The sequence below is a fragment of the Acidovorax sp. FW305-C-20-28 genome (assembly GCF_058783375.1).
Window position 1 is genome coordinate 1 of record NZ_JBYSYM010000035.1, and the last position, 15,673, is coordinate 15,673.

A 15,673-nucleotide genomic window follows, 5' to 3' on the forward strand; every position below is an offset into this window, starting at 1 on the left:
TGGACTATGGGCAAGCCGTGCGACAAAGCAGACGCCGCATGCCGGGGCCAGCCCGAAGGGAAAGCCTGCAGCGCGGCGCATTGCGGCGTTGCCCTTCGCTTGCGTAGCGGTGCTACGCGGCACTCAGGGCGCCTTGTACTGCACCGCGCTGCAGGCTTTCGCGGGGGAGAAATGAACGATGACACGCCCTATGCGGCGCTCGACAGTGGGGCCGGTGCGGTTGCGCCTGCGGCAAGCAGGCCCAGCAGCGCCAGCATGGGGGCGTCGGAGGCATCGCAGGCCAGGCCCATGTGCCGGTCGAAGGCCAGCGCACCATGAAGCGGCCGCGCCACCGCCTGGCGCGCATGGGCGGCGTGCGATTGCGGCACCACGGCCAGGCCGATGCCGGCGTCGACCATGTGCAGCAGCAGTTCCTCGCGCTCGGCGCTGGCGCGCACCGTGAGTGCAATGCCCTGCTCCGCCAGCAGGCGGATGAAGGACTGGTGCAGCGGGCAGTGCGGCCACTCGATCAGCGGCAGGCCCGCAAGGTCTGCCACGCCAAAGCGCTTCTTGAAGCGCAGCGGGTGCCCGCCGGGCACCAACATCACATAGGGCTCGCGCCACAGCGGGAAAAAGGTGTCGCCCTGTGCCTTGCAGTGCTCGGCTACCAGGCGCAACCGGGCATCGTCTGCGCTGGCGGTCAGGCGGACCAGGGCCTGGGGCAGATGCTGCTCGAGCTGCGCCAGCAGCGGCGCGGCCGGGCCCACGAGCAGGGCGTCCTGCAGGAAGATGCGCACAGTCTCGCGCGGCGCCTCGCGGAAATCGCGCACCATGGCGCCCGCGTCTGCCAGCAGGCTGCAGGCGCGCGGGTACAGGCGGTGGCCCTCGGGCGTGGGCGCCAGGCCATTGCGGCTGCGCTCGAACAGCACGGTGTCGAGTGCGTCCTCCAGCCCCTTGATGGCCATGCTGATCGACGGCTGCGCCACGAAGCAGCGCCGCGCGGCCGCCGTCACCGAGCGCTCCTCGTAGGCCGCCACGAAGTAGCCGAGCGCGCGCAGGTCAAACAGCATGGATCAAGGGCGGTATCAATCAGACCGGGGTGATGGTGGTGACGTTTTCGCGGAAGTAGTCCACCTGTCCGTTCTGCGAATGGCTCACGATCCAGGTCAGGCTTTCCACCTCCCGCTGTTGTACCGCATAAAAGAAGCGCTGGTGGAACTGCGTGAGCACCCAGTCGTTGCCCAGCGGCTGGCTGTGGATGTGCAGGATCTGCGTGCCGCGCGGGAACACTTCCACCGCCAGACGCTGCAGCACGGCGATCAGGCCCTGCTTGTCGCGGGCGACCTGCCAGCTGGTGTCCGCGCCATCCTGGTAGTGGTCGATGCGCAGGTCCACGCCATCGGCCACATGGGCCAGCAGGGTGGGCACATCGCCGCGCGCGAAGGCGGCGATCACCTGGTCGATGGGATAGATGGGGGTGGCGGGGTTCGACGTCATGGCAAGGCTCCTTGGGGAAGAAAGAAGCCGCGACTGTAGGCAGGCCCCCGCGCCCGCACAACGATGGAATTTATGGCCCGAGGCGATAAAAAACCGAGGGATGTCCAAGGGCCCCGGTGGGGCTCAATCGAGCATGCCGGGCACCTGGCGCAGGTAGCCATGCAGCGCCGCGATCGCCTGGCGCACCTTGGCCGGCTGGGCGTCGCGTTGGGGCGTCACGGCCCAGACGTCGAGCATGCCCAGGTCCCACTGCGGCAGCAGGCGCACCAGCCGGCCCGACTGCAGGGCCTCGTGCACGTCGCTGCTGCCCAGCATGGCCACGCCCAGGCCGGCCTCGCACATCTGCTGCAGCGACAGCTGGTTGTTGCTGGCGATGCGCGGCTCCACACGCAGCGCGCGGGCCTCGCCCTGGCGGTTGCGCAACTCGGCGAACATGCCCTCGCCATCGCGCACCAGGCCCAGCCAGGCGTGCGAGAGCAGGGCGTCGGGGTGCTGGGGCAGGCCATGGCGCGCCACCCAGTCGGCCGAGGCGCAGAGGTACACGTTCATCGCGCACAGGCGGCGCGCCGCCCAGCTCGAATCCTGCAACCGGCCAAAGCGCACGGCCAGATCGATGCGTGCGTTGATGAGGTCGATGGGCGCATCGTCCACCAGCAGGCGCAGACGCAGCGCCGGGTGGGCCGCCAGCATGTCGCCCAGGGCTGGTGCGATGTGGCGCGCAAAGCCCACCGTGGCCGACAGGCGCAGCTCGCCGCTCGGCGCATCGCGAGAGGCCGCCAGCTCGGCCCGCGCCTGCTCGGCCGCCGCCCACATGGCGGCGCAGCGCGCGTGGTAGCGCTGGCCGGCCTCGGTCAGCGCCAACTGGCGCGTGGAGCGGTGCAGCAGGGTCACGCCGCCGTCACTTTCGAGCTTGCGCACCTGCTGGCTCACGGCCGAGGTACTCATGCCCAGGGCGCGCGCCGCCCCGCTCATCGAGCCGTGCTGCACCACGGCGGCGAACACGGCCATGCGTTTGAGGTCTTCCATCGGGTGTTCGTGAAGCTGTACTTCAAGGTGAAGGCATTTTTTGGCCTCTACCGCCTTCTTTGACAAGCCCCTATTCTCACTCCATCGCTTCAACCAACGGAGATTCCTGATGAAAATCGCCCTGATCGGTGCCACCGGCTTTGTCGGCTCGGCCGTGCTCGAAGAACTGCTGCTCCGCCAGCACCAGGTGACCGCCCTGGCCCGCAACCCCGGCAAGATCGCCGCGCGCGACGGCCTCACCGTGGTGCAGGCCGATGCCCAGGACGCCGCCCAGGTTGCCCAGGCCGTGGCCGGCCAGGATGCCGTGGTCAACGCCTACAACCCTGGCTGGACCGTGCCCGACATCCACGACCAGTTCCTCATCGGCACGCGCGCCATTTATGCCGGCGTCAAGCAGGCCGGCGTCAAGCGCCTGCTGGTGGTGGGCGGCGCGGGCAGCCTGTACGTGGCACCCGGCGTGCAACTCGTGGACACGCCCGGTTTCCCGACCGAATACAAGGCCGGCGCCCTGGCGGCGCGCGAGGCGCTCAACCTGATTCGCAACGAAAGCACGCTGGACTGGACCTTCCTGTCGCCCCCCATCCTGCTGGCCCCGGGCGAGCGCACCGGCCAGTACCGCCTGGGCACCGATGCGCCGCTGATGAACGGCGAAGCCCCCGGCGGCATCAGCGTGGCCGATCTGGCCGTGGCCATCGCCGACGAACTGGAGAACCCGCGCCACCTGCAGCAGCGCTTCACTGTGGCGAGCTGATCGTCCGCAAGGGAGGGGGCCTGGGGCTGGAGTGCATACACTCCCTGCTCCCGTTTCCCCCTTCCTTTCGATGCACGCCCTGTTGAACGCCATCGCCACGATGGCCCCCCTGCCCACCGACGCCCAGCGCATCTTCCATGGCCGCGGCGGCCTTTTCCCGGGCTGCGAGCATTGGGTGCTCGACGTGTTCCCGCCCGTGTGGGTGCTCACCAGCTTCGCGCCCGTGGCCGAGGAAGACCTGGCCGCTGTCGGCGCGGCCCTGGCTGCGCGCTGGGAGCAACTGCACCCGGGCGAGCCGCTGAACTGGGTCTTCCAGACCCGGCACGAGGGCCGCAGCGAGACCCGGCTGATGGCCGGCAGCGTGCCCGACCCGCATGTGGTGAGCGAGCAGGGCGCGCGCTTTCGCGTGCATGTGGCCCGCGGCCAGAACCACGGCCTGTTCCTCGACATGGCTGAGGGCCGCCGCTGGGTGCGCGACTACGCGGCCGCGCGCAGCACCGACCGCTACGGTCTCAAGGTGCTCAACCTGTTCGCCTACACCTGCGCCTTCTCGGTGGTGGCCCTGCAGGCGGGCGCCAAACAGGTGGTCAATGTGGACATGGCCCAGGGCGCCATCGCCATCGGCCAGCAGAACCACCAGCTCAATGGCCTCACCACGGGCGCGAGCTTCCTCGCGCACGACATCTTCTCCACCTGGGGCAAGATCACGCGCGGCGGGCCCTATGGCCTGGTGATCGTGGACCCGCCGAGCTTCCAGCGCGGCAGTTTTGTTGCCACCAAGGACTACGCGCGCCTGATGCGCCGCCTGCCCGACCTGCTGGCCCCGGGCGGCCATGCGCTGCTGTGCCTGAATGCGCCCGAGTTGGACACGGCCTTCCTCAAGGACCAGATGCGCGAGATCGCACCGGAGCTGGAGTTTGTAGAGCGTGTGGCCAATCCCGCCGTGTTCGCCGATGTATCCGAAGAGCGCTCGCTCAAGGTGTTGGCCTACCGTCTCACAGACTGACCGTCCGCAGCCAGGTACCTGCAAGGCAGGGACTATGGGGGCTGAGCGGTGCCGTCATCGAAGCCCAGAATGGCACCGACCGAGCGCTCCAACTCTGCCACCAGATTCGGGTCCATGTACCGGTACTCGTCGGGTATATCGAGCACGTGGATAGGCTTATGTTCAATGATGCGGCCGAACTCCGCCAGCAGGCGCGACTTGTGCTTTTCTTCCATCACGAAAATGGCCTGCGCCCAGTTCAGGTCCTGTTCGGACACATGGTGCCGCGCATGGGGGCTGGTGCCCGCAGAGCGCACGGACAGTTGCGGGTGGTTGCGCCAGACTTTTTCGGCGGTGGGGCTGCGCCATTGGTTGCGGCTGCAGATGAACAGCACCTGCAGGCGCGGTTCGGGTGGTGGCCCAGGATGGCGCTGGCGGTCTTGCCGCAGTGGGCCGGGAGGTGGTTCGCCAGCGGCGGCGAGCTGTTCAGGGCTGGGCGCCCGCGCGCGTTGCACGGCCTGGCGGTAGCGGATTTTCCAGTCCCGGTCGCGCTGGGGGTCAGGGGGCATGCACAAGAGGTCGCAGTGGGGTCATCGGCGGACTGTAGCGCCACTGCGACGTGCTTCCAAGCCGGGTGTGTGGCGCCTGCAACATCCCGGCAGGGTCATTGGATGGCGCGGGCGTGGCGCTCCTTGAGCTTCGCCACTTCCTTCACCTGCAGGCGGAAGGCCGCCACGGCGTCTTTCGACGCTTCGTCCCAGGAATCGGTCTTCATGTGCTGCAGCACAGCCATGAGCGCATCGCTCAATTGCCCGATCTGGCGGCCATAGCTGCCCACGTCTTCGATGATCTTCTGCTCCAGCGCGGGGTCCGAGGATTTGCCCATATTGATGTTGATGAGGCCCACCTGGCCCATCGTCATCTTCGTCCAGTACTGGAAGGCTTGGTTCACGGGGCCGGACAGGGGCATGTAGAAATCGGGCATGGCGCATATCTCCAGGGTGGTTGGCGGCGGTGGAGCAAGCATTGCAAGCCAAAATCCTGTGCGCAGCCAGAAAATTCTGGCAATCCCCGGCCCGCTGTACCCCGTTGTCAGCTCAGCCCGTCAGCCAGCGCAGCGGCGCCAGCACCGTCTGCGGAAACAGCACCATGATGAACATCACGGCGAATTCGGCGGCCATGAAGGGCAGCACGCCGCGCGTCACCTCGTCCATCTTCATGCGCCCCACGCCAGCCACCACGTTCAGGATGGTGCCCACCGGCGGGGTGACCAGGCCGATCGAATTGTTGATGATGAACAGCACGCCGAAGTAGACCGGGTCGATGCCCGCTGCCTTGATGACGGGCATCAGCACCGGCGTCAGGATCAGGATGGTGGGCGTCATGTCCATGGCGGTGCCTACCAGCATCACCAGCACCATGATCGCGATCAGCAGCAGGGTCTGGTTGCCCATGAAGGGCTTGAGCAGTTCCACCATCTGCGCAGGCAGGTTGGCCACCGTGATGAGCCAGGACGAGACCATGGCCGCCGCCACGAGGAACATCACGACGGCGGTGGTCTTGGCCGCGGTGGTGAAGATCGGCAGCAAGGCGGACAGCGGCAGCTCGCGGTAGATGACGCTGGCCACGAACAGCGAGTACACCGCCGCCACCACGGCGGCCTCGGTCGGCGTGAACACGCCCATGCGCAGGCCCACGAGGATGAACACCGGCAGCGTCAGCGCCCAGACCGATTCGCGGGCCGCGCGCCAGATCTCGGCCGCACTCTTCTTTTCGGGCAAGGCGAGGGCCTCCTTGCGCCCCACCCACCACCAGGTGGCCGCCAGGCCCATGCCGATCATGATGCCGGGAACAATGCCAGCAATGAACAGCTTGCTGATCGACACATTGGCCGCCACGCCGAAGATCACGAAGCCGATGCTCGGCGGGATGATGGGGCCGATGACGCCCGAGGCCGCGATCAGCCCGCCCGACACCTCCTTCTTGTGCCCGGCCTTGACCATCATGGGCAGCAGCAGTGCCGTCAGGGCCGCGGCGTCGGCCACGGCCGAGCCCGACAGCGAGGACAGCAGGCAGGCGGCCAGGATCACCACATACCCGAGGCCGCCCTTGACGTGGCCCACCAGCGCCAGCGCAAAGTTCACGATGCGCTGCGACAGACCACCCACGTTCATGATCTCGCCCGCCAGCATGAAGAAGGGCACGGCCAGGAGTGGAAAGCTGTCCGCTCCGTTGATGAAGTTCTGCGCCAGGATCTGGGCGTCGAACAGGTCGAGGTGCCACATCAGCCCGACGCCGGCCGCCAGCAGCGCGTAGGCGATGGGAATGCCCAGCGCCATGGCGCCCAGCAGGCCGCCGAGAAAGATCAGCACGGTCATGTTCTTGCCTCCGGCTTTTGCGTGGCGGCGTTCTCGCGCGCCAGTTCGGCCTGCAGGGCTTCCAGCTCGGCCTGTTCTTCGGATTCCTTGACCATCACCAGGTCGTCCTCGCGGACCTTGCCGGTCAGCACACGCAGCAACTGCAGCGCCAGCAGGAAGCCGGCGCACACCGAGAACACCACGCCCGAGGCGTAGAAGAAGGCCATCGAGGCGCCGGTGACTGGTGCCTCCACGTCCCAGTTGATCACCATCTGCTTCCAGCTGCCGGCAAGGAAGAGCCAGGTGAGGTAGAGCATCAGTACCTGCCCGAGCACCATGCAGACCTTCTTGCCCTTCACGGGCAGCCGGGACACCAGCATGTCCGTGCCCAGGTGGGCGTTCTCCTTGAGGGCCGCCACCGCGCCCAGGAAGGTGATCCAGATGAACAGCCAGCGCGACAGCTCTTCGCTGACCGTGATGCCGGAGTTGAAGACGTAGCGCAGCACCACGTTGCCGAAGACCAGCACCACCATGGCGGCCAGCGCCAGCGCGATGAGCAGGTTGATGGCCCGCACGTAGCGGTCGATGAAGCGGTCGAGCATGCTTGGCTCCTTGTGGGCTGGACGTCAGAGCTGCGTTTCGTGCAGCAAGCCGCGCGCCGCCAGGTTGGCGATGAAGGCCCGGATCCCGAAGCGCCAGGGCGGTGCCGTCTCGCTGTGGGTCACGGTGTTGTGCAGGGCGCCGAGCCAGGCGCTGTGGATGGTGACTGCATCGCCCAACTGGTGCGTGAAGCCGCCGCCGGGTTGGCCGCGGTCCTCGGTGGGGGCGAACAACGTGCCCAGGAACAGCATGAAGCCGTCGGGGTACTGGTGCGCGGCCAGGGTCTGGGCCACCAGGTCGGCCGGGTCGCGGCTGATGCTGGCCATGGTGTTGATGCCGCGCAGCGCGAAGCCGTCCTTGCCCTCCACGCGCAGGTGCACCGTCTCGCTGCGCACCTGGTCCATGCCGAAGCCGGCATCGAACAGGCGCAAGAAGGGGCCGATGGCGCACGAGGCATTGTTGTCCTTGGCCTTGCCCAGCAGCAGCGCGCTGCGGCCCTCGATGTCGCGCAGGTTGACGTCGTTGCCCAGGGCCGCGCCCACGATCTCGCCCCGGCTGTTGACCGCCAGCACCACCTCGGGCTCGGGGTTGTTCCAGGCCGAGTCGGCGCGGATGCCGATGGCTTCGCCCGTGCCCACCGAGGCCAGCACCGGGGCCTTGGTGAAGACCTCGGCGTCGGGGCCGATGCCCACTTCGAGGTACTGCGACCACAGACCTTGCTGCTGCAGCAGGGCCTTCAGGGCCATGGCCTGTTCCGAGCCCGGCCGGATATCGGCCAGGCTGTCGCCGATCAGGCCGACCACCTGGCTACGCAGACCCTGGGCGCGGCTGGCGTCGCCCCGGGCCTGCTCTTCGATCACCCGCTCGATCAGGCTGGCGGCGAAAGTCACGCCAGCGGCCTTCACCACCTGCAGGTCGCAGGGTGCCAGCAGCCAGGGTCGGGCCGAGTCGCGCATGCCGGGCTGGCTGTTGGCCTGCAGCTCGGGCACGCTGCACAGGTAGCGGCCCGGGGCCGCCTGCGCCGCCTCGGCGGGCCGGGGCGTGTCCAGCAGGGTGCTCATGGTGGGGTAGTGCTGGCTCAGGTCGTAGACGCCATCGGCGCGCAGCGCCACCACGGCGGGCCCGGGCGGGCTGCCATCCACCCAGGCGCGGCCCACCAAGGTGCCGGCCAGGCCGTCGTGGGGCAGGATGTGGGCGTGCGTCGCCGCACCGGCCACGGCGGCCGCTGTTGTGTCACTCATCGTAAAGTCCTTGAAGGTTCGAAATCGGTGCCGCCCACCTTCGGTGGCTGGTCAGTGGTTGTGGCGCGGCGTGTTCTCGGCAATGCGGTGAAAGCCCAGGGCAAAGTCGAGCGTTGCGCCATCGACCAACTGCCCGGTCTTCTCGCGGTACAGCGCCTCCCAGGGCGACTGGCTGCGGGGCACCGGGGGCGGTGGCAGCTCGCGGCGGCGGCGTGCAATCTCTTCGGGCGACACCAGCGCATCGCAGCGGCCTGCCGTGAGGTCGATGCGGATCGTGTCGCCGCTCTGCAGCCAGCACAGGCCGCCGCCCGCCGCGCTCTCGGGCGAGGCATTGAGGATCGAAGGGCTGTCGGCCGTGCCCGACTGGCGCCCATCCCCCAGGGTGGGCAATGTGGTGATGCCGCGGCGTATCAGGGCGTCGGGCGGCTGCATGTTGACCACCTCGGCCGAACCCGGCCAGCCGATGGGCCCGGCGCCGCGCATCACCAGGATGCAGCCTTCGTCGATGTTCAGCGCCGGGTCATTGATGCGCGCGTGGTAGTCGTCGGCGCCATCGAACACCACGGCCCGAGCTTCGAAGACACCTTCGGCCCCGGGCCGGCTCAGGTAGCGCTGGCGAAAGGCCTCGGAAATCACCGAGGTCTTCATGATCCCGAAGTCGAACAGATTGCCCCGGAGCACCAGGAAGCCGGCCTGGTGCATCAGGGGCGCCCCGAAGGGAAAGATCACCTCGCGGTCGCGCGTCTCGCGGCCCTGCAGGTTCTCGGCCACGGTCTTGCCGGTCACGCTCAGGCAGTCTCCGTGCAGGCGCCCGGCCTGCTGCAGCTCCCACATCAGGGCCGGCACACCGCCGGCGCGAAAGAAGCGCTCGCCCAGGAACTTGCCGGCCGGCTGCATGTTGAGCAGCAGCGGCAGGTCGTAGGCGTGCTCGGTCCAGTCCTGGGCCCGCAGGTCCACACCGGCATGCCGCGCCATGGCCATGATGTGCACCTGCGCGTTGCTCGAACCGCCCGCCACGCTGACCACCGACAGCGCGTTGAGAAAACTGTCGCGGCTGAGGATGCGCGAGGGCCGCAGGTCCTCGAAAGCCATCTCGACGATGCGCCGGCCGGTCTCGTAGGCCATCTGGCCGCGCTCGCGGTAGGGCGCGGGAATGGCGGCACAGCCCGGTAGTGACAGGCCCAGGGCCTCGGCCACCGCGTTCATGGTCGAGGCCGTGCCCATGGTGTTGCAGTGGCCCGCCGAGGGCGCGCTGCTGCAGGCTCGCTGCAGAAATTCCTCTTCGCCGATCTCTCCGGCCGCCAACTGGCGGCGGCTGCGCCAGATCACGGTGCCCGAGCCCACCAATTCGCCGTCGTGCCAGCCGTCCAGCATGGGCCCGCCCGACAGCACGATGGCCGGGATGTCCACGGTCGAGGCCGCCATGACCCCCGCCGGCGTGGTCTTGTCGCAGCCCGTGGTCAGCACCACGGCATCGATGGGGTAGCCGTACAGGATCTCCACCAAGCCCAGGTAGGCCAGGTTGCGGTCCAGCGCGGCCGTGGGGCGGCGGCAGTTCTCGAAGATCGGGTGCACCGGGAATTCCATCGGAATGCCGCCGGCATCGCGGATGCCGTCCCGCACGCGCCGCGCCAGGTCCACATGGATGCGGTTGCAGGGCGAGAGGTCGCTACCGGTCTGCGCAATGCCGATGATGGGGCGGCCCGAGCGCAGCTCTTCGGGCGTGAGCCCGTAGTTCATGAAGCGTTCGAGGTACAGCGCGGTCATGTCCGAGCGCTCGGGGGCGGCGAACCACTCGCGCGAGCGGAATGGGCGGCTGGGTTTCTTGTCCATGGGGTGCATTCAGCAAATGAGAAAAAGGGCCGGCGCAGGCGTCGCTGTCCAGGCCGTGCCGTTCGGGATCACTTGGCGGTGCCGCGCACCTTGGCCAGTTCGGCGTTCAGCTCGCCGGTGGTCTCCTCGCCGAATTCCTTGCCGTACTTAGCCAGCACCGGCTGCAGCTTGGTGCGCATCCGGGCCTGCTCGGCCGGGGGCAGCTCGGTCACCTGCATCCCCGCCTTCTTGAGCTCGCCCAGGGCCTTGTCGCCGAAGGCGCGGATGGTCTTGCGCTCGAACAGGGTGGCCTCGCGCGCGGCCTCCTGCATGATCTTCTGCTCCTGGGGCGAAAGGCCGTCCCAGGCCTTCTTGGAGATCAGCAGCACCCAGGCGCTGTACATGTGGCGCGAGAGCACCAGGTGCTTTTGCACCTCGTAGAACTTGCTCGACAGAATCGTCGCGGGCGGGTTCTCCTGGCCGTCCACGGCCGCTTGTTCCATCGCCGAGTACAGCTCGGTGAAGGGCATGGGCGTGGCGTTGGCGCCCAGGGCGTTGAAGGTGTCCAGGAACAGCGGGCTCTGGATCACGCGCAGCTTCAGGCCGGCCAGGTCGTCGGCCTTGGTGATGGGGCGGCGCGAATTGGTCACATGGCGAAAGCCGTTCTCCCAGAAACCCAGGCCCACCAGGCCTTTTTCGGGCAGCCTGGCCAGCAGCTTCTGGCCGAAGGGGCCGTCGAGCACGGCATCGGCCTCCTGCTCGTTGTTGAAGGTCAGGGGCAGGTTCAGCACGCCGAAGGGCTTGATCAGCGACATCAGGGTCGAACTGTCGGGCACCGTCATCTCCAGGGTGCCGCCGCGCAGCGCCGAGGTCATGGTCACGTCGTTGCCCAGGGCACCGCTGGCATACAGCCGGGCCACCAGCTTGCCACCGCTCTTGGCCGACAACTGCTCGGCAAAGTGCTTGACGGCCAGCGCCTGGGGATGGTCATCGTTGAGGCCGATGCCGACCTTGAACACATGCTCCTTGGTCTGGGCCGAAGCCGGGGCGGCCACGGCGGCCAGGATCGTGGCCGCCAGGGCCAGTGCTTTGAATGTCATGTTTGTCTCCAAATATGGAATGGCTGGACACGCCGGGCGGGCCCGTCGGCGCCCTCGGATCTCTGGTGGATCCTCGTGAACGCAGGCAGAGAGTAGGTTTCGGGCCGCTCCTGGTCCACTCACTTTTTTGCTAGCATCCATTCCAGATGCTTATGACTTCAGGCCCCTTTCCGGGTAAACCCCTGTCCCTGGCCCAGGCCTGCGCTCGGCTGCGTTTCCGGCACCTGCAGTTCCTGGACATCCTGGGCCAGACGCGCAACCTGCGCCTGACGGCCGAGCAGATGCACATCACGCAGCCAGCGGCCACCAAGATCCTGATGGACATCGAGGAGATCCTCGAATCGCGGCTGTTCGAGCGCCTCTCGCGCGGCATGCGGCCCAACGAGCTGGGCCTTTTCACCTTGCGCTATGCCGCTGCCTCGCTGGCAGGGCACCGCAAATTTGTCGAAGAGTTCAATGCGCTCAAGCAGGGAGGGCATGGCCACCTCACGATCGGCGCCATCACCGGGTCTGCGGCCCATGTGCTGATCGCCTCCGTGGCCGAGATCCAGCGGCTGCGCCCCCTGCTGGTGCTCAAGGTGCTGGAGCAAAGCAGCGACCAGCTCATCGACTGGCTCGCAGAGCGCAAGATCGATCTCATGATCGGCCGCTTCACCGACGACGCGCAGCGAACGCAGTTCCAGTACGAGCGCCTGTCCAGCGAGCCGCTGCAGGTGGTGGCGGGCGTGCACCACCCGCTGCGCGGCGTGCGCGACATGGGCATGGCGGAGCTGTCCCACTGGCCCTGGATTCTCTACCCGCCCTCGACGGCCCTGCGCAAGGTGTCCGACGACATCTTCGGGCGCAACGGGCTGGCGCTCGCTTCGGGGGTGGTCGAGACCCCTTCCTTCCTGTTCGCGCTGGAGATGATGCAGGCGACCGACATGCTGTCCCTGCAGCCCGCGGCACTGGTCGAGCGCTACATCCAGAAGGGGCTGCTGGCACGCATCCCCGTGGAACTGCCGGACCGCATGCCGGACTATGGCCTCATCACGCGGCTGGGCGAGCCGCCGACGCCCGCCGCGCAGGCCTTCATCGACGTGCTGCGCGCGGTGGCTGCGCTGCCCACCGAGGCTGCGCCGTGAACGAGCCGCCTGCAGTGCCTCGGGCACTCCATCGATAACAGAAGGTTATTGGAAACGGGACGCTGCCACCGGCCGGTATGCTCTGCGCCCTTTCTCCCATTGAATCCTTGCGGGACTTCCCCCATGCCAGACCACCAGGACATCCCCGAACCCATCAACGAAGCACGCCTGTGGAGCGACGAGCGCTGGATGGCGCGCGTCATCAAGAACGAAGACGATGATGGCTGGGCCGTGTCCATGACCCTGCATGGCGAGGCCGAGCCCGCGCTGGTGGGCCCGTGGACCATGGGCCGCGACAAGAAGAACCCCAAGCCGCTCGACGTCTCGGCCTTCAACACGCTGGTGAAGACGGCCAGCGAGGTGCTGCGCCGCCATGAGCAGCAGCTGCATGCGCAGCTCAACAAGAACGTCCGCATCACCACGTCGCAGGGCCAGCGCCTGCGCGTGGCGCTGGCCATCGTGCCCGACGAGGAGGGCGCCACGGCCACGCTGAGCGCCGAGGACGAACTGGGCGAGGAGATCGCGCGCGTGCCGGTGCCACCGAACTTCAAGCTCAGCGTGGGCAGTGCCACGGCCTGGGCCGAGGGCGGCTTCGAGAAACCCCGCTGAGCCCGCTGACGGTCATGCCGGCGACTGCAAGGTCTCAGGGTTTGCCCTAGAATGATTTCGTCGGACTGAAAACCTTCGGTCCGGCAGCGTTCTCAGGGCGGGGTGCAATTCCCCACCGGCGGTATCTGTGCCGTGCTGGGCCATCCGGCGCGGCGCAGGAGCCCGCGAGCGCCCGCTGCGGCACATGCCGCTGCGGGGTCAGCAGATCTGGTGCGATGCCAGAGCCGACGGTCACAGTCCGGATGAAAGAGATCGCGAAACCATGGGCCCTGCCGCCGGTGTGGGCGCCCGCGTGGATGCATTGCCGCTTCGGTGCGGCCGGCCTTCGGGTCGGCGGCCGTGGACGGTGGTGGCCCGCGCGTGCGCAGCGCCTGTGCAGCCGCCTTGTTCGTTCGCGCGCGCCCTGATTCTGGTAATCCTTTTCTTCGTTTCGAGAAAATCCATGAATCAGCCTCTCCCTCCCCAAGCAGTCACGGCCATTGCCGGCAGCGGCGCCCCGCGCGGCGAACGCGTTGCGGTGATCTGCGCCAGCTGGCACCGGGACATCGTCCACCAGGCCCGCGATGCGGCCGTGGCGGAATTCGCCCGCGGCGGCCTGGCATCCAGCCAGATCGAGCATTTCGACGTACCCGGCGCGTTCGAGATCCCGCTCCTGGCCAAGAAGCTGGCCAAGAGCGGCCGCTACGACGCCATCGTGGCCTGCGCCCTGGTGGTCAACGGCGGTATCTACCGCCACGAGTTCGTGACCACCGCCGTCATCGACGGCATGATGCGCGTGCAGCTCGACACCGAGGTGCCCGTGATGAGCGCCGTGCTCACGCCGCGCGACTTCCATGAGCATGAAGAGCATGTGCGCTTCTTCCGCGAGCACTTCGTGAAGAAGGGCACGGAAGTGGCCCAGGCCTGTCTGGCCACCATGTCCCATCTGCGCGCCCTGGAGCCCGCCCACGGGGATTGAGGAGGGCAGGGCGGGCTGCAGCCGCCCGGTGCTCAGCCCGCCGCCAGCCGGGGCACCTGGTGCCGGGGTGCTGCGGGTGTGCTCTCGCCCGGGGCCTGCGCGGCACCCGGGTGCAGGCGGAACACCGCCACGGCCTGCACCAGTTGCTGGGCCTGGTTTTTCAGGCTGTCCGCCGCGGCCGCGCTTTCTTCCACCAGCGCCGCGTTTTGCTGCGTGGCCTGGTCCATCTGCGTGATGGCTTCGCCCACCTGGGACACGCCCGCGCTCTGCTCGCTGCTGGCGGCGCTGATCTCGCCGACGATGTCGGTTACGCGGCGGATGGCGCTGACCACCTCGGTCATGGTGGCGCCGGCCTTGTCCACCAGAGTGCTGCCCTGCTCGACCCGCTCCACGCTGGCGGTGATCAGGCTCTTGATCTCCTTGGCGGCTTCCGCGCTGCGCCCGGCCAGGCTGCGCACCTCGCTGGCCACCACGGCAAAGCCGCGGCCTTGCTCGCCTGCGCGGGCGGCTTCCACGGCTGCGTTCAAGGCCAGGATGTTGGTCTGGAAGGCGATGCCATCGATCACCGAGATGATGTCGGCGATCTTCTTGCTGCTGTCGTTGATGCCCTTCATGGTCTGCACCACCTCGGAGACCACGTCGCCGCCCTGCACGGCCACGGTGGAGGCGTTGAGCGCCAACTGATTCGCCTGGCGGGCGTTGTCGGCATTGGCCTGCACGGTGGAGTTGAGTTCTTCCATCGAAGCCGAGGTTTCTTCGAGCGCGCTGGCCTGCTGCTCGGTGCGGGCGCTCAGGTCGTTGTTGCCCTGGGCGATCTCGGCGCTGGCCAGGGCCACGCTGTCGGCGTTGGTGCGCACATTGCTCACCACGCGCGACAGGCTGCCTTGCATGGCGTGCAGGGCGTTGAGCAACTGGGCGATCTCGTCCCGGCCGTTCACCGCGGTGGCCACCGTGAGGTCGCCACCGGCCACGGCCTGGGACACCAGCACGGCATTGCCCAGCGGCTGTGTCACCGTGCGGCTGAACACGATGGCCCCGCCTATGCCCAGAGCGCACACCACCAGCATCACCACCAGGCTGATGCTGGTGGCGCGCGATGCGGTGGCGGCCGCTTGGTCGGCGACCTCGGTGCTGGCCTTGCCGATCAGCTCACCGGCCTTGTCGAGCAACTGCGAGGGCTCGCGGTCCATGCCCTGCACGGCCTTGTCGCCAGCCTCCACATCGTGCCCGGCGGCCTTGAAGGCCTCGAAGCCCTTGCGGTAGGCGGCGCCCATGCGCTCGTGCGCCTGCACGAACTTCGCCACATGCTCGCGCCCCTCCCCCGGGGGCAGGGCGGCTAGCAGCTTCTGCGCCTGGTCGTTGACGGATTTTTCCTGCTTTTCAAAGGCGCCCCAGTAGCGCGTGAGCTGGGCCGGGTCCTTGCCGCGGATCAGCACGTTCTTCCATTCCTGCACCTGCACCTTGAAGCCGTTGAGCACGTCCGAGGCCATGCGCTCGTGCTCGTGGCTTTGTGCCACGGTGGTCTCGTAGGTGTTCAGTGCCTGGTTCAGGCGGCTGATGCCGAACAGGGCGGCCGCAAACAGCAGCAGCAGCGACGCGGTAAAGGCCAGGGGGAGCTTGAGGCTGAGCTTCAT

Annotated in this window: 16 protein-coding genes and 1 riboswitch; of the genes, 5 read left to right on the forward strand and 11 right to left on the reverse strand. The window is 67.9% G+C overall.

What is annotated here, in order from left to right:
* Positions 1-188 precede the first annotated feature (188 nt).
* The 3 genes from AC3WOH_RS28835 to AC3WOH_RS28845 form a co-directional block, all read right to left on the reverse strand.
* Positions 189-1,049 (reverse strand): LysR family transcriptional regulator, encoded by an 861-nt coding sequence (locus tag AC3WOH_RS28835; protein ID WP_492232741.1) that lies wholly within the window; start codon positions 1,047-1,049, stop codon positions 189-191.
* A 19-nt stretch (positions 1,050-1,068) separates the two neighbouring features.
* Positions 1,069-1,476, reverse strand: coding sequence for a hypothetical protein (locus AC3WOH_RS28840; RefSeq protein ID WP_492232742.1), 408 nt, complete (start codon positions 1,474-1,476; stop codon positions 1,069-1,071).
* A 123-nt stretch (positions 1,477-1,599) separates the two neighbouring features.
* Positions 1,600-2,502: a LysR family transcriptional regulator gene (locus AC3WOH_RS28845; RefSeq protein WP_492232743.1), complete on the reverse strand. Its 903-nt coding sequence runs from the start codon at positions 2,500-2,502 to the stop codon at positions 1,600-1,602.
* A gap of 109 nt (positions 2,503-2,611) precedes the next feature.
* Here AC3WOH_RS28845 and AC3WOH_RS28850 point away from each other — a divergent pair, with 109 nt between their 5' ends.
* Positions 2,612-3,253 carry an NAD(P)-dependent oxidoreductase gene (locus AC3WOH_RS28850; RefSeq protein WP_492232744.1) on the forward strand — a complete coding sequence of 214 codons (642 nt, stop codon included), beginning with the start codon at positions 2,612-2,614 and terminating at the stop codon, positions 3,251-3,253.
* Between the two features lie 70 nt (positions 3,254-3,323).
* Positions 3,324-4,259, forward strand: coding sequence for a class I SAM-dependent methyltransferase (locus AC3WOH_RS28855; RefSeq protein ID WP_492232745.1), 936 nt, complete (start codon positions 3,324-3,326; stop codon positions 4,257-4,259).
* Positions 4,260-4,291: 32 nt separating this feature from the next.
* On the opposite strand, the gene AC3WOH_RS28860 is transcribed toward AC3WOH_RS28855, so the two are convergent.
* The 7 genes from AC3WOH_RS28860 to AC3WOH_RS28890 all read right to left on the reverse strand — a co-directional run bounded on the left by AC3WOH_RS28860 (position 4,292) and on the right by AC3WOH_RS28890 (position 11,348).
* A complete protein-coding gene (locus AC3WOH_RS28860; protein ID WP_492232746.1) occupies positions 4,292-4,807 on the reverse strand; it encodes a low molecular weight protein tyrosine phosphatase family protein in 516 nt (171 codons plus the stop codon).
* 95 nt (positions 4,808-4,902) lie between these two features.
* On the reverse strand, positions 4,903-5,223 hold the full coding sequence (locus AC3WOH_RS28865; protein WP_492232747.1) for a hypothetical protein: 321 nt from the start codon (positions 5,221-5,223) through the stop codon (positions 4,903-4,905).
* Positions 5,224-5,335: 112 nt separating this feature from the next.
* Positions 5,336-6,616: a TRAP transporter large permease subunit gene (locus AC3WOH_RS28870; RefSeq protein ID WP_492232748.1), complete on the reverse strand. Its 1,281-nt coding sequence runs from the start codon at positions 6,614-6,616 to the stop codon at positions 5,336-5,338.
* Entirely contained in the window at positions 6,613-7,197 is a 585-nt protein-coding gene (locus AC3WOH_RS28875; RefSeq protein ID WP_492232749.1) for a TRAP transporter small permease, read from the reverse strand. Before AC3WOH_RS28875 ends, AC3WOH_RS28870 begins: the two co-directional genes overlap by 4 nt.
* Positions 7,198-7,221: 24 nt before the next feature.
* Complete coding sequence (locus tag AC3WOH_RS28880) at positions 7,222-8,436, reverse strand: fumarylacetoacetate hydrolase family protein (RefSeq protein ID WP_492232750.1); 1,215 nt, start codon at positions 8,434-8,436, stop codon at positions 7,222-7,224.
* A gap of 51 nt (positions 8,437-8,487) precedes the next feature.
* Complete coding sequence (locus AC3WOH_RS28885; protein ID WP_492232751.1) at positions 8,488-10,269, reverse strand: IlvD/Edd family dehydratase; 1,782 nt, start codon at positions 10,267-10,269, stop codon at positions 8,488-8,490.
* Positions 10,270-10,337: 68 nt separating this feature from the next.
* Complete coding sequence (locus tag AC3WOH_RS28890; protein ID WP_492232752.1) at positions 10,338-11,348, reverse strand: TRAP transporter substrate-binding protein; 1,011 nt, start codon at positions 11,346-11,348, stop codon at positions 10,338-10,340.
* Positions 11,349-11,494: 146 nt separating this feature from the next.
* Here AC3WOH_RS28890 and AC3WOH_RS28895 point away from each other — a divergent pair, with 146 nt between their 5' ends.
* The 3 genes from AC3WOH_RS28895 (at position 11,495) to AC3WOH_RS28905 (ending at position 14,039) form a co-directional block, all read left to right on the forward strand.
* The gene (locus AC3WOH_RS28895) at positions 11,495-12,472 is read left to right on the forward strand and encodes a LysR family transcriptional regulator (RefSeq protein ID WP_492232753.1); all 978 of its coding nucleotides are present in this window, start codon (positions 11,495-11,497) and stop codon (positions 12,470-12,472) included.
* A 123-nt stretch (positions 12,473-12,595) separates the two neighbouring features.
* Positions 12,596-13,081 carry a hypothetical protein gene (locus tag AC3WOH_RS28900; protein ID WP_492232754.1) on the forward strand — a complete coding sequence of 162 codons (486 nt, stop codon included), beginning with the start codon at positions 12,596-12,598 and terminating at the stop codon, positions 13,079-13,081.
* Between the two features lie 84 nt (positions 13,082-13,165).
* Positions 13,166-13,339, forward strand: a riboswitch (FMN riboswitch).
* A gap of 184 nt (positions 13,340-13,523) precedes the next feature.
* Positions 13,524-14,039 carry a 6,7-dimethyl-8-ribityllumazine synthase gene (locus AC3WOH_RS28905; RefSeq protein WP_492232755.1) on the forward strand — a complete coding sequence of 172 codons (516 nt, stop codon included), beginning with the start codon at positions 13,524-13,526 and terminating at the stop codon, positions 14,037-14,039.
* A gap of 32 nt (positions 14,040-14,071) precedes the next feature.
* On the opposite strand, the gene AC3WOH_RS28910 is transcribed toward AC3WOH_RS28905, so the two are convergent.
* A complete protein-coding gene (locus AC3WOH_RS28910) occupies positions 14,072-15,673 on the reverse strand; it encodes a methyl-accepting chemotaxis protein (protein WP_492232756.1) in 1,602 nt (533 codons plus the stop codon).